The organism is Nostoc sp. (assembly GCF_036919555.1).
Taxonomy (GTDB): domain Bacteria; phylum Cyanobacteriota; class Cyanobacteriia; order Cyanobacteriales; family Nostocaceae; genus Nostoc.
This window is the reverse complement of sequence record NZ_JBALCS010000084.1, coordinates 18,949-37,153: the sequence shown is the minus strand read 5'-3', so window position 1 is coordinate 37,153 and position 18,205 is coordinate 18,949. Positions and strand designations below refer to the sequence as shown.

Below are 18,205 nucleotides of genomic sequence, written 5' to 3'. Positions count from 1 at the left end.
TCATAGGGTGCCTTATATCTTATTGGTTATGTATCAATCTACTCAATCCCTTCAATCCGGTCTTCAACTTCTTGGTACAACTCGCGTAGACGATCTAAATTGTCCTCGCTAGTCTCCCAATAACCGCGTCCATTCACTTCCAACAAAGTTGATACAATCTTGCGGGAAGAATGAGGATTAAGATTCAGCAACCGTTTCTGCATTTCTTCATCTTTGATAAAGGTGTCGTTAGTATCCTCGTAAATCCAGTTATCCACAGCGCCAGCAGTCGCACTCCAACCTGTTGTATTCACCAACCGCTTGGAGAGTTCGCGCACACCTTCGTAACTGTGATTAAGTATACCCTTAACCTGCGGAAACGTCTAACGGCGAATACGTGAGATTTAAAAATTTAGTTCCTCTACCTGAAAATTACTGTAAATTTCAATTATTAAAAAAATAATTATTTATAATTTCTTCTAAACCTTAGCTGAGATTGAACAAATTTATAGAAATCGCGCTTGGAGATTTTCAAAACATCTCCTAACTCACAGCATATTCTGTAAACTGTCTCATAAAAGGAGACTGGAACCCTAATACAATGTCTTCCTTGGGAACTCCCGCAGCTACCAAATTAGCTGCAATATCATCTTCTGTACCATTCCACTGAAGCCAAATTTTTCCACTCTTAATATCAATATGAATAATACAACTATGTACCCAGTCTTGACCTTCCCAGCCTACATGAACTATTTGATAATGGTCACGTACTGTATCAAAAATTGTTTCAACTTCTATATTTCCGTCAGATGGTTTTTGCTCACTATATTCCTGTAATATCTGTTGTACAAGCTGGCGATATCGAGTTAACTTATCCATTGGAAAATCACCTCTTGCTCTACATCGTATATAAGCATTTTCACTTGATTTTCTGCTATCATCTGTTTAGGAAAATCAAGTTGAAAAAATGTTTTGTAAGTTGTTAAAGGTACTGCTAAATACAAAACACGCTCCGGTTGTCGCCGTCGTAATGCACCTCTATAATTAATAAACTGTCCTAATGCTGTATGAAATTCTGAAATAGCAGACGACCTCTCTAAAAAACTTTTGACTTCGACTGCAATTTTTTCTCCTTCACGTTCTGCTGCAATCAGCTTTTCTGCGGCTAAATCAATAGAAAGATTAACTCCCCCGACGCTAATTGTGAGTGGGTCATTAGTAATTTGCCAACCGTCTTTCTGTAAAGCTGTTTTGACAACTTCATGAAAAACATCTTTAGCAGACATACATATCTATAATTATATTTCTAATTTTCATCTCGTTGCATTCTCTTTCATCTGTAAAAACCTATGAAAAGATAGAGACGTTCTAGAGAACGCCTCTATTTTGATAGTTATTCTATCCCTTCAATCCGGTCTTCAACTTCTTGGTATAACTCGCGCAGACGATCTAAATTATCCTCGCTAGTCTCCCAATAACCGCGTCCATTCACTTCCAACAAAGTTGATACAATCTTGCGGAAAGAATGGGGATTAAGGTTCAACAACCGTTTCTGCATTTCTTCATCTTTGATGAAGGTTTCGTTAGTATCCTCGTAAATCCAGTTATCCACAGCGCCAGCAGTCGCACTCCAACCTGTTGTATTCACCAACCGCTTGGAGAGTTCGCGCACACCTTCGTAACCGTGAGACAGCATCCCCTCGTACCATTTGGGATTTAACAATTTGGTACGCGCATCCAAACGCACGGTTTCTGATAATGTCCGCACTTGGGCGTTAGCTGTGGTTGTATCTGCAATATAAGATGCTGGTTTTTTACCATCACCCCGTAGACTTGCCACAAGCTTAGTAGGATCAGAGTCAAAGTAGTGGGAAACATCCGTTAAGCTAATCTCGGAAGAATCAAGATTTTGGAAAGTTGCATCAGCAGTTTTCAAAGTACTTTCAAAAATCTGCCGGGATTCGTCCATGATTCCGGGGTTATCGGAATTGAAGGAGAAGGATTTCCGGTTAAGATACATTTCCTGCAACTCGGCTTCGCTATCCCAAGTGCTGTTTTCTACCGCCAAGTTGATATTTGAGGAGTAGGAACCAGAAGCATTGGAGAAAACGCGCGTTGCTGCTTGACGCAGATTAATCCCCATTTCCTCAGCTTGTTGCAAAGCATGTTTGCGAACAAAGTTCATATCTAAGGGTTCATCTGCCTCGGCTGCCATTTTCACCCCTTGATCTAGTAGGTTCATTTGGTTGATGAACAAGTCGCGGAATACACCAGAACAGTTGATTACCACATCTATTCTGGGGCGTCCCAACTCTTCTAAAGATATCAATTCCAACTTGTTCACACGTCCCAAGGCATCGGGAACTGGACGCACGCCCACCATCCACATAATTTGCGCTAGGGATTCGCCGTAAGTTTTGATGTTATCGGTTCCCCAAAGGACGCAGGCGATGGTTTCTGCCCATTTCCCTTCATTTTCTGCCTTGTTACGTATCAAAAGCCGATCTACGACGATTTTGGCTGATTGTACTGCTGCTGTTGTTGGGATGGATTGGGGGTCGAGGGCATGGATATTCTTACCTGTGGGCAATACATCCGGATTGCGGATGGGATCGCCACCAGGACCGGGTAGGATGTATTCACCTTCCAAGCCTCTGAGTAATGCTCCTAGTTCGTTGTCGGCACAAACTTGTTGCAGGCAGAATTCCAAATACTCAAATAGGGGTTTGAGTGTGGCTGTGTCAACTTTGGGATAACCTGCTTTATGCAATGATTCTACCCAAGGTTCTTTTTTGCCCATGTTGAAGAAATTCAACCGGGAAACCAGAGAAACTCGTCCTTCTGCGTCGATTTGCTCTTGGACAAGGGCGCTAACTGCTGCACGGGTTGCCAAGGTGATGTCTTGGAGTAACTGGACATCTTCTAAAATGCCCCGGTCGTTACTTTGATAAATATCGTCAATGTTACGCCCAATGCTATTGGCGATAATTCCCGGTAAGCCTTGAAGTCCTTCTTCCTGACGATCTAGACTAGCAATGTTCACCAGAGTTGCGATCGCCTCTTCTGCACTTGGCGGTTTACCAATGACGTGCAACCCACAAGGCAACAACCGTGACTCAATTTCCATCAACCTGCGGTAGACGTTGCCAACAATATTATCGCGATCGTCGGCACTCATCTCTCTGGCATCGGTTTCTGGCAGATTAATATCCTTATCCAGATTCACAATCCGGCATTTATCCATGATGCTGTTAACAATGGAAACACCGCGTCCACTATCTTTTAAGGTTTGGTAGGAAGCAATTAATTCGCTGAGTTCCTTCAAACCTTTATACAAACCGGCATTTTCTGCCGGAGGTGTCAAGTAAGAAATTGTTTCGGCATAACTCCGACGTTTGGCAATTGTCGCTTCACTAGGATTATTGGCTGCGTAGTAATACAAGTTAGGAATTGAACCAATTAAGTTATCTGGATAACAATCACCAGACATCCCCATCTGTTTACCTGGCATGAATTCCAAAGAACCGTGTGTACCAAAGTGCAGTACAGCATCAGCTTTCCAAACTTGCTCTAGGTAAGTGTAGTAAGCTGCAAAACCGTGGTGAGGACTAGCTGAACGAGAGAACAACAGCCGCATTGGATCGCCTTCGTAACCAAATGTGGGTTGGACACCGATGAAGACGTTACCAAATTGCTTACCATAAATCAGCAAGTTTTGCCCATCGCTGTTAAGATGTCCCGGAGGTGGCCCCCAGTTTTCTTCTAAGCGTTGAGAGTAAGGGGTCAGCGCCTCATACTCAGGAACCGACATTTTGTAAGCAACGTTGAGTTCTGGGCTGTTGTACTGCGCTTGAGCGTCATGGATGACTTCTTGCATCAACGCTTCGGCTGATTCTGGCAATTGGGGTAAGTCGTAGCCGTTATTTTTGAGGGCTTTCATTACCTCGTAGATTGAGGCGAATACATCCAAGTAAGCCGCAGTTCCGACGTTGCCTTTATCTGGTGGGAAACTGAAAACGGTGATGGCGACTTTTTTATCAAGCTTCGGCTTGCGGCGGAGGTTAGCCCATTTTAAGGCGCGTTCGGCCACAGCTTCAACCCGATCGCGTAGTGCGATCGCTTTCCCTGTAGTTCCATCCCTACCTGACAAAATTATTGGCTCAATTGCCCCATCCAATTCCGGAATCGCAATTTGCAAAGCTACTTGAATTGGATGTAACCCTAAATCGCTATCCATCCACTCTTCTGTGGTTTGGAATACTAAGGGTAACGCTACCATGTAAGGACGATTTAAGCGTTTGAGTGATTCAATTGCCTTGGGATGATCTTGTCTAGCTGGGCCACCCACTAAAGCAAAACCAGTTAGCGATATCACTGCATCTACCAACTGTGTGTTGGTATTTGGTTCGTAGAAGTAGGCATCCACAGGCTTGGAGAAATCCAAACCACCAGCAAAAACAGGTAATACCCGTGCGCCTAGTGCTTCCAACTCCTGCACCATTGCTACATAATGGGCATCATCCCCTGTAACTAGGTGAGTGCGTTGCAATACCAACCCAACACAAGGAGCTAAGGGATCTTTGAGATCGCTAGAAATATCCTTACGAGCTGTATACCAGTTGAGGTACTCTCTGACATCCTCAAACATACTGCCAGCCAAAGGATGCCAAATCCCTAAATCGGGATAAACCACCGGTTGCTGATATGTAGAAGGTGCAAAATTTTGCTTCTCTAAACCTTTAAATACGTATTTATCAGCTAGCATCAGCAAGAAGTTTTCCAAATTTTCTGGAGAACCACCTAGCCAATACTGAAAACTGAGCATGAAATTTCGGGCATCCTGTGCCTTATCCATTGGTAGAAACTTCAGCACTTGCGGCAGCGTTCGCAAAAGCTTCAGCATCCCATCTTGGAATCCCGCACCTGATTTTTCTTTGCGTTTCCGCATGAATTGGGCGATCGCACTTTTTGACTGACCCAACTGTGCCAGGGAAAAGCTGCCCATTTTACTCAGGCGCATTACTTCTGGCATCGAGGGAAAGACAACGGAAACGTCCAGGCGATCGCGGTGTGGTTCTACTGCTGCTACTACTTTCTGTGCTAAGTCTTCAATGAAAATGAGGGAAGCGATGAAGATATTCGCACTCTCAATTTCTCGTTTGAACTCCTCATAGTTCTCTGGGTCGCGGAGTTCCTCAATCAAGTACCCACTGATTTCAATCGCCAAGTCGGGATTGTTCGCGTTAATCGTGCGAACCGCTTGCGACAAAGCACTCTGGTACTGGGACTCTAGCACGACATAGACCACCTTGATTAAATTACGTCCGCGTAAGTTATCTGGCGCAATGTGTCTAATGGTGGACTTGACGTGTGTGAACATGCTTCTTCGGCTCCTTTGATGCGTGTTCTCTGAAGGAAGTTCCTAGCGGCATCATCAGCCACAGTTGACTTCGTTATTTTTCGGCAATATGTGTTTTTTATCAGAAAACGCTTGCCCACTGGGCATTTTATCGTGTATCTGACACAAATTGATATAAAAAACGAAATATTTCTTTGTAATTATTGACTTTTTATAAAAGTATTAGCTCACTTATTTGTAAACTTTTCGCAATATCTATTAATAACTAAATAGCTATTAATAAATATTTTGGCATAATCCTTCGGGGAAGCAAGCTACTGATAGCTTGTCCTTCAGCACAAACTATTGGCTAGAAAAACGGGATTTATTTCGGATTAGCAAGATCCCCGACTTCTTTGAGAAGTCGGGGATCTGAACACGGCGAATTTTCACAAATCAAATAGGATTGCTATAGCTCTTTCTGAGATAGAGCTTCTTTTAACTGCTGGCTAATTTTTTCCCTTGTCTGTGGAGATAAATCATCTGATTGCAAAACATTAATTCTCGCTGATTTAATTCTGTTAATTGAGTCAAGTAAATCACTTAGCTCAACAAACGACTTGCCTTTTCTTGCTACTCTCATTGCAGCATCAATAACGGCATTTTTGATGTCTCTTCCGCAAACATCTTCAACTTGAGCCAGTCTCTCAGGAGAAATATCTGCCGCTAGTGGCATTTTGGCGGGAAGATGCCTTTTCCAAATTTCTCTTCTACACGCAAAATCTGGCATGAGAAAATGTACATGACGCACCCGTGTTTCAAAGGCTTTATCGTAGTTTTCAACTAGATTCGTACAAAAAATTACAACTCCACTAAATCGTTCTAGACAAATTAATAATTGACTACGCATTGAGTTGATAGCTTGTTCTGAACCTTGCGTTACATTTGTAAGTCGCTTGGAAAGTAAAGAATCAGCTTCATCAATAAATAGCAAAGCATTATCTCGTTCTGCTGCAAGAAAAATTGCCTCCAGATTCTTCGGACCTTCACCGTGATACATACTCTCAATTTGAGCATAACTAGCAGCTAAAATTGGTCGTCTTATTTTAGAAGCTATTGCATGTGCAGATAAAGTTTTTCCAGTACCTGGTGAACCGTAAAAATTTAATGCAGTCCGGGGAAAAGGTTCTATTTGTCTCAAACCCCAATCATCAAAAACCTGAGCTTCTAACTTAATTAAGTCAACTGCTAGCAAAAGGTCATCTTTCACTTGTTCGGTGATGACTAACTGTTCAAAATAAAATAGTGGTTGTACAGCTTTGTATTTCCCAGCACGTTGTTCGACTGATAAATCATTATTATTTGATTTTTGATTATTAGCTTCGGGTTTTTTTATAGAATTTTCTTCATCTATATTTCTTGTTTCCGAAGCAGTTGTAACAATGATATTGATTTTCTCTAAACTTGTTTCATCAACTAATTTATTTACAGCATTCAAAATTCGAGAACGAAAAAGAGCAGCAATATCTTCGCGGACATTATTGGGGATACCCTGGATTACGATATTTTGAGATACTTTCATTTGACAAATACCAATTTTTTAAAAAACTTGTGTCTGATTCTATTGCCAAATAACAACTTCACTTCCTCGGTGAGCATCCCTAATATCTGAATCGAGTTTATCATACTTAACAGTACGTGTTTCTACAGCATCACCAGTTTTTCTATTAAAAATACCCTGAATAACAGCATTTTCTCCACTATCTAGTTTCGTTTTGATAGTTGCAGCTACATTATTAGGTTGAGTAGCAATATCTTCATAGTCTTGAAACCAATCAACAACTATTCTCCAGGTAAGGTAAGCATAATATACAATTTCACAAACTGCCATTGCACATATTACACCACCAATCAAGAGTGAAATTGGGTCAAACATACTTTGTTACTCCACAATAATTAAATCTTTATTACCAAAAATATCTCGCAGTTCCTCATCAAGTTCTCTAGCAACTAATTAACGACCATAGGGTTTCCCATTAGTTTGACAAAGAACATTATTATAACTATCAAGAAAAACTTGAGCTAAATAATAACCTTGTTGGTGATGTTGCTTTAGAATTGCTCCCCTTTTAACTTCTGGGTCGGATGGTCGTTCTGTCACAAAATACTTGACTGCATTTTCGTAGGTCATGACAGACACGACTTCCCGCACCTTAAAGAGGTCTTTTAACCATTTGTTGAGATTATCAAGATTAAAAATTATAGATTCATGAAAATCATCAACTTTTTTCTGCTTAGGTAAGTTTTTAGATAACCAATCCGGTAACATTAGTTAATTCCTCTCATGCTCTCATGCAAAAGTTAATGATTGAACTTAATCAAACAATCACTGAATTATTTTGTAAGTTTTGTTGCTTGAATCTCAGTATGTTGCAATTAAAAGCTAATTATCCTCTAGCTGGCATCAGTAATAATGCCTGAATTACATCAGGGAATTTAAGGCAATGTTTAAAATTTGACTATGGCATCTAGCAATGAACCCTTTATGCAAGTAGAAAACCACTGGGACTTGGAAACCCTTTACTCTGATTTATCATCAGTGAAAGGTAAAAATATTAGACGCTTCCAAAAGAATTGATAATCCACGTTCCCTAGAGTATTCGATTTCTACATAATAGAAATTTGAGATGTATTGTGTTAAGATACAGCTTTTCGTATCTTTCAACCAAAGACACTAAAAGGATGTTTGAAAAGTATTTTTGGTAACATCAAAGCATCAGGAACCTAACCCCCCTAGCCCCCATTCCATTGTAGGGAAGGGGGGTTTCAAAGCCTATCGATCTTTCGGAGAGAGGAATGGAAGCGAGGTTTCTAGTATACTTTGCGACTTTTCAAACATCCTCTAAGACACGACGAAACCCGCCTGGGATTAAAGACTATTACGGGACGTTTAATTACCACTCCCGGTGTAAAACCTATAGGTTTAAGTCAGTGGCAACGTGATAATTTTTACTTGTATGGTGTTGTTGAACCTTTAAGCGGATACAGTTTTTTCTACGAGTTTTCTCATCTTGACGGGGAAACAGTTTTCAGAGGTTTTTAGAGCTGCTGTCGGCAGAACTTGGCGAGGACGTTGCAGTTATCCAATTTGACCAAGGTTCATTTCACAGAATTAAAACCCTTGATTGTCCAGAAAATATTATACCGATTTTCCAACCACCCCACTCTCCAGAATTGAACCCAATTGAGAGGTTTTGGGAGTTTCTGAAGAGCAAACTACGATGGGAGAATTGTAAAACCCTTGCTCAACTGCGTCAGAAATTAGCTGAGGCTCTAGAAACTATTACACCAGAAGCAATTGTTTCTCTCACCTCTTACGACTTTATTCTTGAAGCTTTATTTAGCGCAGCTTCATAAAGAATTGGTATAAGTTCGGTAAGTGTAATTGGTTCACCGAGTAGCCATGTTGCAAAGTCGGCTGAAAAGGACTCTGCGAGAAATTTGCAGACATTATCGAACATAGTCTGCAATTATATCATTAATGTTGTGCCTCTATAAATTAGGAACGAATTAGGTAATATTTCCCTCTTGTACTAATGACCCCTAACTCCTAACCATTAACTAATGACTCAAGTAGATATTCTCATCCTATCAAATGGCCCAGGTGAAGTAACAACCTGGGTACGTCCAGTAGTGAAAGCATTGCGGCAAGAACTAGGGGATGATCGTTCTGTAGTGAGGATTTCTGTGGTATTATCACCTTGCTCAAATGCCAGTGGTAAAGAAGCAGCGATCGCACTTTCTTACCCAGAAGTAGATAGAGTTCAGGGAGCAGAGCATTTTTGGCAATTTTTGCTTTCGGGCAAAACATTTGATAATTGGGACTGGAGAAGTCGTGGTGTAATTGTTTTCCTCGGTGGCGATCAAATTTTCCCCGTAGTCATAGGCAAAAAGCTCGGATATCGCACAGTGGTTTACGCCGAATGGTCAGCCCGTTGGCATAACTGGATTGATCGCTTTGGCGTGATGAAAGCTGAAGTTGCTGCCCGTGTTTCGCAAAAATATGCCCACAAATTCACTGTTGTGGGAGATTTGATGTTAGAAGCAGCAGGGAGAGAGGAAGAAATGCTGACTCCTAGCTCCTCACTCTTAACTCCTGACTCAGCACTTACCACTGACTTGATTGGTATCTTACCGGGTTCAAAAGCGGCAAAATTAACCCAAGGGATACCTTTAATGTTAGCGATCGCCGAATACATTCACAACAACAGACCCCAAACCAAATTTGTGATTCCTGTCGCTCCAAGCGTGGATTTACAAACTTTAGCTAGTTTTGGCGATTCCCAAAAAAACCCTTTTGTGGAAACTTTTGGCTTTAGCGGTGCTTGCTTAATTGTCCCAGAAGACGCTAGAGGCAAGGCATCGCTAAAAACAGTCAAGGGCTTAACTGTGGAACTGTGGCAAGAAAACCCTGCATATCACTTATTATCGCAGTGCTGCATCTGCTTGACTACAGTGGGGGCAAACACTGCCGAACTCGGTGCTTTAGGAGTGCCAATGATTGTTTTGCTGCCAACACAGCAACTTGACGCGATGCGTTCTTGGGATGGTTTACCTGGGTTGTTGGCAAATCTGCCAGGAGTCGGTACGTCTTTTGCTAAGATTATTAATTGGTTATTCCTGAGATTTGTCAGACGTAAAGGTTTATTAGCATGGCCAAATATCTGGGGACAGGAAGAGATTGTGCCAGAACTTATAGGTAAACTCCAACCGCAAGAAGTTGGAGAAATGGTTTTAGACTTATTAGCCCATCCAGAAAAATTGGATAATATCCGCACTAAACTCCGTAATATTCGTGGCGAAAGCGGTGCAGCCCAGAAGATAGCTACTTTGGTGAGGGAAGAAATTGATAAATTTTGAAGATTATAATTAAGGTAAAGTAAAATCAAATTGGTTCGTAGTGAGCGATTCATTGCTCACTACGAACCAATTTAAGGACTAATTATGACTGTACCATCTATAGGAATCATATTTGATTTTTGAACAAAATTAGGTATTGTAGGGTGTGTTAGAACGCAGTTCGTAACGCACCAAACCCTTGATGATGGTGCGTTACGCTGTCGCTAACACACCCTACGTATCTTTTCAGAAATCAAATACTAGTCCTATAGTATTATTAAACTAATTGATCATTTTCACTCCTCAATAGATTTATATCGGGCTGGTAGTTTGAATGAAACACAAACTAGAATTGAATTTATCAATCCATTCTTTGCAGCATTAGGATGGGATATCAACAATGAACAACAAGCTTCTGATATTTATAAAGATGTTGTTCACGAAGATAGTTTAAAAATTAGTGATATCAGAAAAGCCAAAGCCCCTGATTATAGTTTTCGCGTAGGTGGAGTTAGAAAGTTTTTTGTCGAAGCTAAAAAACCATCTGTGAATGTTGGTAAAAATATTAGTGCTGCTTTTCAAGTTAGACGTTATGGATGGTCAGCAAAATTATCTTTGAGTATTTTAACTGATTTTGAAGAATTTTCAGTTTATGATTGCCGGATCATGCCCAATAAAAATGATCCAGCTTCTCAGGCGAGAATAAAACATTTTCAATATACAGAATATGTAGATAAATGGGAAGAAATTTATAATCTTTTTTCCAAAGAAGCGGTGTTAAACGGTTCTTTAGAAAAATTTGCTGAAACTAAAGTTAAAGCAGGTATTACTGTTGATAAAGCTTTTTTACACGAGATAGAAACTTGGTGGGAAAATTTAGCTGCTAATATCGCTCGGCGCAACCTGCAAATTCAACAACGGGAGTTAAACTTTGCAGTGCAAATGACAATTAACAGAATTGTATTTTTACGCATCTGCGAAGATAGAGGAAAAGGAAAAATGCTTGGTTTAGATTGGTATGCCTATATTTACCCTAAAAATATAGAATTGATGAAAAAATCAAAAATATTAGTTCCTGATATTGTAAATCGAGCTTCTTTTGCTTGGGATGAAAAAGGAGATTATGCATTTACCAGTGGTTATGGAATTATACTTAAGAATAATGTTCAATAATCAATTAAATATATTTTAGGATTACTCAACAGTAAAATTTTAGATTTTTATTTGAAGAATATTAGTACCACAATACGAGGAGGCTTTTTTCGTTATTTTACTCAGTTTATTGAACAATTACCAATTCGATTAATTGATTTTTCCAATTCTCAATAAAAAAACATTTATAATCAAATAATTCAGCTTGTTGAACAAATGCTTTACCTCCATAAACAACTAAATCAAGCACAATCACCCTCAGCTAAAAAAAGAATTCAACAACAAATTAAAGCTACAGATAGACAAATAAATCAATTAGTGTATGAACTCTATGGATTAACTGATGAGGAAATACTTATTGTTAAAGGTGCATGAAGCCCTTGCACCTTCTATTGGTCAAATATAACTTTGCAATTAATCGGAAGATTCTCCATCCCTACGCCCAAGTTCATAAATGCCAGCGCTCATACAAGCTAATATTCCTGTACTAATCCCCCAACTCTCACCTAAACTAATTTCCAGACCCCAGTTACATAAAGCACCAACTACTAAAAAAGGCGCGATGCTAAATAATGAGGCATAGAAAGCGTTTTGGGATTCTCTGCCCTTACGAGTCTTTTCAAATTCTGTCTGGCTGGTGTAAAGCGATCGCTCCGCAAAGTTAAACCAGCGATTGAGTTGCTCGATTACCCATTCACTGACTCTTGAAAAAGCTAGATATAGCGCCAATGACCACAAACTCGCTCCAGCGATCGCGATCGTGTCTAACTCAAAGGAAAAAGGCAAAATTTCAGTTAGCATTGCTTAGGTGAGTCCTACAAAGGGTTAACTTTAGCTGTCAGTAGATGCTAAACAAACCTCTTGTGCAATTTTAAGCATAAAGGTTAACAAGATTTCAACTAGTTGGCAACTCTCCTGCTCTTTTAATCCTCCGTTACTTCACAATCTGTCAACAACTCATCTAAACTGTCTGGAAATGTCCGTCGTTCAACCATCTTAATAAACACCTGGTAGCAGTCATTTTTCGCTCCCTCTTTACGTGGAAATCCTAACCACAAAATTACAATTACTTTCAACTGTTCCGTATCAAAGGCCCTAAAAAACAGCCGATACCGTTCCGGTAGACCCATCTTTTTCACCCGTCCATAGCGTTTTAACGTCCCTGTCAACGCAAAATGAGCCCGTAGCAATCGATAGTTGGCTGGGCTGGTTTGGGTTTAAGGAAGTTTAAGAATGGAATGACGGTGAGAAACGCAACTATTACCAGGGTTCCGGTTTGTTGAGGCGATCGCTCCAGGGGTGCGATTTTGACTCGCTTGATTTTCAGATGCAAGGGCGATGCCCACGGTGGTAACAGAGCAGTTCGACAGTCTCACTGTGTCACTTTGCCGTACCACTTCCCTACGGGACGCTCCGCGAACGTGGATCTTGCTAGCAAGAGCGTCTCCAAGAGTTGTGCGGAATGTGGGATGTAGGTTGGTAGAGCGCAAGCGTTACCCAACGGTCACTACCGCCAGAGGTGCTACTGATGTTGTTTGTTCCCTTGGGCGATCGCTGCTGACAAGGCATCAATTCCAGCTTGGGCTACAATCACATCTTGTTCTCCCGTACCAGAACCAATACCGATTGCTCCCACCACTTGACCATCTAAGATAATCGGCAATCCACCCGGCAAATTCGTCATCTGCCCTGCCGTGGTGATTCCCAACTTGATCGCTAACTCTTCTGGCATTCCGCCCGTGGCGACACGAGAGGAAATCGCCGTCACTGCTTTTTGAGTCGCCGAAATTTGGCTCAAGACCTTAGCTCCATCCATGCGAACAAAGACTAACAAATTACCGCCGCGATCAACCACGACAATGCATTGGGGCACTCCGATTTCTTCAGCTTTGGTCATGGCACCATGCAGTACCACTAAAGCGCCTGCACTGGATAGCTCAACAGTTTGATGGAGATACTTCATAGTGGGGATTGGTAGTTACAGAACCAAATGAAAGTTATTTAAAAAAATTTGAAGAAGGCAGAAGGCTTTTATGTTTCGTACCCTGCGGGAAGCTACGCAACAGATGGGGATTCTAACCGCACCTGAACGAGAGCCACCAAATTTTCTTGTTTTGTGGGGGTCTTAAACCCTTGCCTCCCTTCAGTCGCCCAGAGGGTTTGGGCATTTCCGTGAAGGGATAAAAGACAAGCTTAATTCGGTATTCAAACAAGATTTAATTAAAGCTTTTAAATATTGACGTTATAAAATTTTACAACCTGTATCTTTTTACGTGTATTTCGGCGAACAATCTTAAAGATTATTTCAATGCACTAGTTTTCAGGGATCGGTTATGACAACGGTTTTGCTAGCATTAGGTTTGATTGCATGGCTCGGAAGTATACTCTGCTACATTCTAAAAGATTTGGATGTAGGTGCGGGACGCAAAATGATCGGGGTGCTAGTCTTAAACATCTTTCTGCCTGCTCTAGTCTTTCGGGTCATCTATACATCTGAGATGGGTTCAGAATTTTACCAAATCCCCTTGACTATTTTGCTGAGTACAGTTGCTTGCTTGGGGGTTGCCATTTTAGTATTTCGGGCATTCAAACTACAGCCGCAAGAAAAGGGCGCTCTAATTTTAGCGAGTGCGTTTGGCAACGTCACATATTTGGGATTGCCCGTATTGCAGGGCTTATTTCCAACCTTAGCTCTGCAAGTTGCTAAGGTTGCGATCCTATGTGAAGTCACCACAACGCCTTTAAATCTCAGTTTGGGAATGACACTAGGAGCGCGCTTTAAGGAGGTAATGCGCGATCAAAAACCGAAGGAAACGGAAGCTGACCTTGCCATCGGAGCCTTTCCACTTCTAACGCCACTCCAAACCTGTGTCAAGATCGTGCGGCAAACCGTCCAGGAAATGGTAAAACTGCCGGCCCTTTGGGCGGTGGCAATCGCCCTAGTGTGGAAATTGAGTGGGTTGCCAGTGCCAGCATTTTTGCTCCAAGCCACCCAAATCCTGGGAAACACAGTGACAGGATTAATGATGTTGTCTCTGGGTATGGGCTTGCGCTATCGCCGCATCTATCAACCGTTGCCCCTTTTGATAGCCGGTGGGATCAAGCTGCTGATTTCCCCGTTAGTGGTTTTTGGGATAGCCACCTTGATTGGGATTCAATCACCTTATTTGGAGGCGATCGTATTAGAAGGCGCAATGCCAACCCAGTTACTCACATTTATAATTGCTGATCGCATCGGACTCAATTCTGAACGACTAGCCCTATGCATTTTGATCAACACTGCTGCGTCGTTTTTGACGATTCCTCTGATGAAAACACTCCTATTTGGCGGTAGGGCTATTTCCTTCTAAATAACGTGAGTTCGACAGATTTTAAAGGTTGAAATTCTTGTCAGTCAAGGATTATTCAAACCAAGCTTAAAATCTACTTTCAATAATCTCAAACATTTTCAGGAACTACTGAATTACTAGTTATCAAAATATATAGGAATCATATTTGATTTTTGAACAAAATTAGGTATTGTAGGGTGTGTTAGAACGCAGTTCGTAACGCACCAAACCCTTGATGATGGTGCGTTACGCTGTCGCTAACACACCCTACGTATCTTTTCAGAAATCAAATACTAGTCCTATATATTGGGTAAGGATTTCGGAGTTTAAACTTAATCGAACTCACGTTAACTTTACCGTTGCATGGGTTTTATATTCAGCCTCTGGTAATTGCTCCCGTAAACGGTAAACGCGCTCAAATAATTCTTGATATTGAGTACCAAATAGTTGTGGATGAAAGTAAAATCCCCACCCATTACTGAGAAAATTAGTCATCTTCTAATGACTCATCGTCTAATTCCACACCTGCAATTAGTTCGCGTGCAGCCTCAGACATTTCAGTTGTATAAGGTTGCAGTGTGTTATTTTTGAGCGTTTCTGTCATAGCAAAATCGAGAAACAGGCGCATTATTACTGAATCTTCTGCATCTTCATCATCACCAGATTGAGCTACAATCCGCAAAATTGCAGTATCCGGCGACAATACCTCTATCCAACCATCTGCATTGGCAAACTGAGGATGCTCCCGATAAAACTCAGCAGGTAGCCTAAATCCTGCACTGTTACCAATTTTGGTACTACGAATGCTGTAAGAGTTGCTCATCTTCAAGCGTATCTAGATGATGTACTTACGTTATCGCAATTTATCACGCAATGCATCGATCTGCATTGTTTCTGCATTGTTAAGGAAATGCGGTAAGACATCAATCTAGATTTTGCAGCCCCATCGCAATCTTACTATGCTTCTCAATTTGCCCCATGACTTGTTTTGCTCGTTGAATCACCACTGCTGGTAAACCCGCCAATCTTCCCGCCTCAATACCGTAAGATTTATCAGCGCCTCCCGGTTGAACTTGGTGCAAAAAGATAATTTGGTCGGGTAATTCTTTCACTGTCACTTGATAGTTAGCCACATTCGGCAAAATGCTAGCCAGTTCATTTAACTCGTGATAATGAGTAGCAAAAATCGTTCGCGCCCGAATATCCACTGCTATATATTCCGCCACCGCCCAAGCTATGGAAAGACCATCAAATGTCGCTGTCCCGCGGCCAATTTCATCTAACAACACCAGCGACCTAGATGTGGCATGATTGAGAATATTTGCGGTTTCATTCATCTCCACCATGAATGTAGATTGACCAGTTGCAAGATCATCCACTGCACCGACACGGGTGAAAATGCGATCGCATTTTCCCAATCTGGCAAACCTAGCTGGTACAAAACTACCAATCTGCGCCATTAATTGAATCAATCCCACCTGACGCAAATAACAACTTTTGCCACTCGCGTTTGGCCCGGTGAGGATGATCAAATCGGGAAGTGGGGAAATTTCTTCTTCACTACTCCCCAATTGAGTCGAATTTGGCACAAAGAAACCCGCAGGTAAAGACTGTTCCACCACCGGATGACGCCCATCAACAATGTTTATCTCCCTTCCTGACAACATTTCTGGACGACAGTAACCTTGATGCACCGCCAACTCAGCTAACCCACACAACACATCCGCCGCCGCCACTGCACGAGATAGATTGCGAATTACTTCCGCCTCTTGTGCTACCTCTTGCCGCAACGCCGTAAAAATCTCATATTCCAACTGATTTAAATCATCCCGTGCCGTGAGAATTCGGGCTTCTCGTTCCTTCAAATCTGGGGTGATGTAACGTTCCTCATTCGTCAGAGTTTGCTTGCGGATATAATTAGCGGGTACTTGATCAGCTTTGGTGCGGGAAATACTGATATAATAACCAAAAGTTTTGTTAAATCCTACCTTCAGTGTTGAAATTCCCGTCTTAGCCCTCTCATCAACTTCTAAATTGGCAATCCATTGCTGATCCGCTTCTACAGTCGCTTTCCTTTCATCCAACAGGGAATTTACACTAGGGCGAATTAATCCGCCTTCCTTGATTTGTATGGGTGGCGACTCTACAAGATGCGCGTGTAACTTTTGTGCTAATTCTTCCAACACATTTGGGACTTTCTGCAAAGCTTTCAGGAATGGAGAACGCGTCTCAGCTACTAAGCTAGATAATTCTGGTAAGCGTGAGAGGGAATCTGCCAAAGCTACTAAATCTCTAGCATTAGCTGTACCAGAACCCGCCCTTCCCGTCAAGCGTTCTAGGTCATAAATTTGGCGTAATAACTGCCGCAAATCTTGACGCAGGGGCGTATTTTCCATCAATTCTTGGATGGTATCTTGCCGCGACCGAATGCCTTTAATATCGAGTAGCGGTTGCAATAACCATCGCCGTAAAGCCCGCCCACCCATCGCTGTACTAGTTTTATCTAATGCCCAGAGTAGAGAACCGTGAAAAGTGCCATCCCGGATAGTTTGGGTAATTTCTAGGTTACGGCGGGTTTGATTGTCAACAATTAGGTAGTCGGTGACAGTATAGCTGCGGAGTCTTTGAAGAGTGACTGGGTTTTCTTTTTGAGTATCTTCCAGGTATTCTAGAAGACCGCCAGCCGCACGAACGGCGAGGGGAAGATGATCACAACCGAGTCCTTCGAGCGATCGCACCTTAAATTTCTGCAATAATCTAGGTCTAGCTTCGCCTTGGGAAAATGGTACTTGCGATCGCAAACTATAACAAAATGATGGTGGCAAACACTCCGGCAGATGTGGCGAAGTCTCTCCCGGACGCAGCAAACTACCCAAATCGGGCGCATTTGTGGGAACTAATACCTCTGAAGGTTGCAAGCGCATTAATTCCTGTGTCAAATGTTCTAAATCACTACCTTGAGTCGTGAGAAATTCCCCTGTAGAGATGTCTGCATAGGCCAAGCCCCAATGATTTGCGGCAATTACTACTGCTGCTAAGTAATTATTGCGACTTGATTTTAGCATTCCTTCTTCCAGCAAAGTGCCAGGAGTAAGAATGCGTGTTACTTCCCGCCGTACCAATCTACCAGCCGCTTCCGAAGCATCTTCCACTTGGTCGCAAATCACCACTGCATAGCCTTTTTCTACCAGCAGCGTTGTGTAGCGTTCCCATGCGTGGTGCGGAACGCCAGACATCGCCACTCGTCCCTGTTCCCCAGCTTGCTTACTAGTGAGGACTAATTCCAATTCTTGCGCTAGTTTTACAGCATCTTGGAAATAGCATTCAAAAAAATCTCCTACCCGATACAGCAATACGGCGTGAGGGTACTTATCCTTCGTCTCGACATAGTGCAGGTACATTTGACTTAGCTTGGTGCGGTCTACCTGTCGATGGTCGGAAATAAAAGTACTCGCGTCGGGCTTGTTAGATGGAGTTTCAGAGTGAGAAGCGGTCATAGATGCTATTG

At 41.9% G+C, this 18,205-nt stretch carries 19 protein-coding genes and 3 pseudogenes; 7 read left to right on the top strand and 15 right to left on the bottom strand.

The window, feature by feature from the left end:
• Nucleotides 1–38: 38 nt before the first annotated feature.
• The 7 genes and pseudogenes from V7K36_RS23065 to V7K36_RS23035 form a co-directional block, all read right to left on the bottom strand.
• Nucleotides 39–347, bottom strand: a pseudogene (locus V7K36_RS23065) (cobaltochelatase subunit CobN); the annotation flags it as partial.
• A gap of 175 nt (nt 348–522) precedes the next feature.
• Complete coding sequence (locus tag V7K36_RS23060; protein WP_335119631.1) at nt 523–858, bottom strand: XisI protein; 336 nt, start codon at nt 856–858, stop codon at nt 523–525.
• Nucleotides 846–1,265, bottom strand: coding sequence for a XisH family protein (locus tag V7K36_RS23055; RefSeq protein WP_335119629.1), 420 nt, complete (start codon nt 1,263–1,265; stop codon nt 846–848). The genes V7K36_RS23060 and V7K36_RS23055 overlap by 13 nt, the downstream gene beginning before the upstream one ends.
• 107 nt (nt 1,266–1,372) lie before the next feature.
• The gene (locus V7K36_RS23050; protein WP_335119627.1) at nt 1,373–5,359 is read right to left on the bottom strand and encodes a magnesium chelatase subunit H; all 3,987 of its coding nucleotides are present in this window, start codon (nt 5,357–5,359) and stop codon (nt 1,373–1,375) included.
• A gap of 427 nt (nt 5,360–5,786) precedes the next feature.
• Nucleotides 5,787–6,899 (bottom strand): ATP-binding protein, encoded by a 1,113-nt coding sequence (locus V7K36_RS23045; RefSeq protein ID WP_335119625.1) that lies wholly within the window; start codon nt 6,897–6,899, stop codon nt 5,787–5,789.
• A 39-nt stretch (nt 6,900–6,938) separates the two neighbouring features.
• Nucleotides 6,939–7,253: a hypothetical protein gene (locus tag V7K36_RS23040; protein ID WP_335119623.1), complete on the bottom strand. Its 315-nt coding sequence runs from the start codon at nt 7,251–7,253 to the stop codon at nt 6,939–6,941.
• A 78-nt stretch (nt 7,254–7,331) separates the two neighbouring features.
• Entirely contained in the window at nt 7,332–7,646 is a 315-nt protein-coding gene (locus tag V7K36_RS23035) for a hypothetical protein (RefSeq protein WP_335119621.1), read from the bottom strand.
• Nucleotides 7,647–8,198: 552 nt separating this feature from the next.
• Between V7K36_RS23035 and V7K36_RS23030 the strand changes: the two genes are divergently transcribed.
• The gene (locus V7K36_RS23030) at nt 8,199–8,420 is read left to right on the top strand and encodes a hypothetical protein (RefSeq protein ID WP_335119618.1); all 222 of its coding nucleotides are present in this window, start codon (nt 8,199–8,201) and stop codon (nt 8,418–8,420) included.
• A 2-nt stretch (nt 8,421–8,422) separates the two neighbouring features.
• Nucleotides 8,423–8,734: a transposase gene (locus tag V7K36_RS34270; protein ID WP_442948506.1), complete on the top strand. Its 312-nt coding sequence runs from the start codon at nt 8,423–8,425 to the stop codon at nt 8,732–8,734.
• Between the two features lie 5 nt (nt 8,735–8,739).
• Here the strand turns inward: V7K36_RS34270 and V7K36_RS23025 are convergent.
• Nucleotides 8,740–8,838, bottom strand: a pseudogene (locus tag V7K36_RS23025) (Rpn family recombination-promoting nuclease/putative transposase); the annotation flags it as partial.
• Between the two features lie 103 nt (nt 8,839–8,941).
• Between V7K36_RS23025 and V7K36_RS23020 the strand changes: the two are divergent.
• From V7K36_RS23020 to V7K36_RS23010, 4 genes are all read left to right on the top strand, one after another.
• Entirely contained in the window at nt 8,942–10,237 is a 1,296-nt protein-coding gene (locus tag V7K36_RS23020) for a lipid-A-disaccharide synthase (protein ID WP_335119616.1), read from the top strand.
• A gap of 309 nt (nt 10,238–10,546) precedes the next feature.
• Entirely contained in the window at nt 10,547–11,389 is an 843-nt protein-coding gene (locus V7K36_RS23015) for a hypothetical protein (RefSeq protein ID WP_335119614.1), read from the top strand.
• 3 nt (nt 11,390–11,392) lie between these two features.
• Entirely contained in the window at nt 11,393–11,545 is a 153-nt protein-coding gene (locus V7K36_RS34265; RefSeq protein WP_442948505.1) for a TaqI-like C-terminal specificity domain-containing protein, read from the top strand.
• A gap of 39 nt (nt 11,546–11,584) precedes the next feature.
• A complete protein-coding gene (locus tag V7K36_RS23010) occupies nt 11,585–11,743 on the top strand; it encodes a hypothetical protein (protein WP_335119612.1) in 159 nt (52 codons plus the stop codon).
• A 39-nt stretch (nt 11,744–11,782) separates the two neighbouring features.
• On the opposite strand, the gene V7K36_RS23005 is transcribed toward V7K36_RS23010, so the two are convergent.
• From V7K36_RS23005 to V7K36_RS22990, 4 genes and pseudogenes are all read right to left on the bottom strand, one after another.
• On the bottom strand, nt 11,783–12,169 hold the full coding sequence (locus V7K36_RS23005; protein WP_335119610.1) for a hypothetical protein: 387 nt from the start codon (nt 12,167–12,169) through the stop codon (nt 11,783–11,785).
• Nucleotides 12,170–12,291: 122 nt separating this feature from the next.
• Nucleotides 12,292–12,549 (bottom strand): annotated as a pseudogene (locus V7K36_RS23000) (type II toxin-antitoxin system YhaV family toxin); the annotation flags it as partial.
• Between the two features lie 36 nt (nt 12,550–12,585).
• The gene (locus tag V7K36_RS22995) at nt 12,586–12,744 is read right to left on the bottom strand and encodes a hypothetical protein (RefSeq protein WP_335119608.1); all 159 of its coding nucleotides are present in this window, start codon (nt 12,742–12,744) and stop codon (nt 12,586–12,588) included.
• Nucleotides 12,745–12,890: 146 nt separating this feature from the next.
• Nucleotides 12,891–13,331, bottom strand: coding sequence for a GlcG/HbpS family heme-binding protein (locus V7K36_RS22990; protein ID WP_334970544.1), 441 nt, complete (start codon nt 13,329–13,331; stop codon nt 12,891–12,893).
• 370 nt (nt 13,332–13,701) lie between these two features.
• Between V7K36_RS22990 and V7K36_RS22985 the strand changes: the two genes are divergently transcribed.
• Nucleotides 13,702–14,718 carry an AEC family transporter gene (locus tag V7K36_RS22985; protein WP_335119606.1) on the top strand — a complete coding sequence of 339 codons (1,017 nt, stop codon included), beginning with the start codon at nt 13,702–13,704 and terminating at the stop codon, nt 14,716–14,718.
• A gap of 321 nt (nt 14,719–15,039) precedes the next feature.
• On the opposite strand, the gene V7K36_RS22980 is transcribed toward V7K36_RS22985, so the two are convergent.
• From V7K36_RS22980 to mutS, 3 genes are all read right to left on the bottom strand, one after another.
• A complete protein-coding gene (locus tag V7K36_RS22980) occupies nt 15,040–15,192 on the bottom strand; it encodes a hypothetical protein (protein ID WP_335119604.1) in 153 nt (50 codons plus the stop codon).
• A complete protein-coding gene (locus V7K36_RS22975) occupies nt 15,185–15,520 on the bottom strand; it encodes a hypothetical protein (protein WP_334826168.1) in 336 nt (111 codons plus the stop codon). Before V7K36_RS22975 ends, V7K36_RS22980 begins: the two co-directional genes overlap by 8 nt.
• Nucleotides 15,521–15,620: 100 nt before the next feature.
• Nucleotides 15,621–18,194, bottom strand: coding sequence for a DNA mismatch repair protein MutS (mutS, locus tag V7K36_RS22970; RefSeq protein ID WP_335119602.1), 2,574 nt, complete (start codon nt 18,192–18,194; stop codon nt 15,621–15,623).
• Nucleotides 18,195–18,205: the final 11 nt, after the last annotated feature.

Bases quoted from the DNA above. Each gene is read 5' to 3' on its own strand.
- V7K36_RS22990 (WP_334970544.1), bottom strand. From the start codon at position 13,331: ATGAAGTATCTCCATCAAACTGTTGAGCTATCCAGTGCAGGCGCTTTA.
- V7K36_RS23055 (WP_335119629.1), bottom strand. From the start codon at position 1,265: ATGTCTGCTAAAGATGTTTTTCATGAAGTTGTCAAAACAGCTTTACAG.
- V7K36_RS22980 (WP_335119604.1), bottom strand. From the start codon at position 15,192: ATGACTAATTTTCTCAGTAATGGGTGGGGATTTTACTTTCATCCACAA.
- V7K36_RS23005 (WP_335119610.1), bottom strand. From the start codon at position 12,169: ATGCTAACTGAAATTTTGCCTTTTTCCTTTGAGTTAGACACGATCGCG.
- V7K36_RS23035 (WP_335119621.1), bottom strand. From the start codon at position 7,646: ATGTTACCGGATTGGTTATCTAAAAACTTACCTAAGCAGAAAAAAGTT.
- V7K36_RS23010 (WP_335119612.1), top strand. From the start codon at position 11,585: ATGCTTTACCTCCATAAACAACTAAATCAAGCACAATCACCCTCAGCT.
- mutS (WP_335119602.1), bottom strand. From the start codon at position 18,194: ATGACCGCTTCTCACTCTGAAACTCCATCTAACAAGCCCGACGCGAGT.
- V7K36_RS23060 (WP_335119631.1), bottom strand. From the start codon at position 858: ATGGATAAGTTAACTCGATATCGCCAGCTTGTACAACAGATATTACAG.
- V7K36_RS23045 (WP_335119625.1), bottom strand. From the start codon at position 6,899: ATGAAAGTATCTCAAAATATCGTAATCCAGGGTATCCCCAATAATGTC.
- V7K36_RS22975 (WP_334826168.1), bottom strand. From the start codon at position 15,520: ATGAGCAACTCTTACAGCATTCGTAGTACCAAAATTGGTAACAGTGCA.
- V7K36_RS23020 (WP_335119616.1), top strand. From the start codon at position 8,942: ATGACTCAAGTAGATATTCTCATCCTATCAAATGGCCCAGGTGAAGTA.
- V7K36_RS23050 (WP_335119627.1), bottom strand. From the start codon at position 5,359: ATGTTCACACACGTCAAGTCCACCATTAGACACATTGCGCCAGATAAC.
- V7K36_RS23040 (WP_335119623.1), bottom strand. From the start codon at position 7,253: ATGTTTGACCCAATTTCACTCTTGATTGGTGGTGTAATATGTGCAATG.
- V7K36_RS22985 (WP_335119606.1), top strand. From the start codon at position 13,702: ATGACAACGGTTTTGCTAGCATTAGGTTTGATTGCATGGCTCGGAAGT.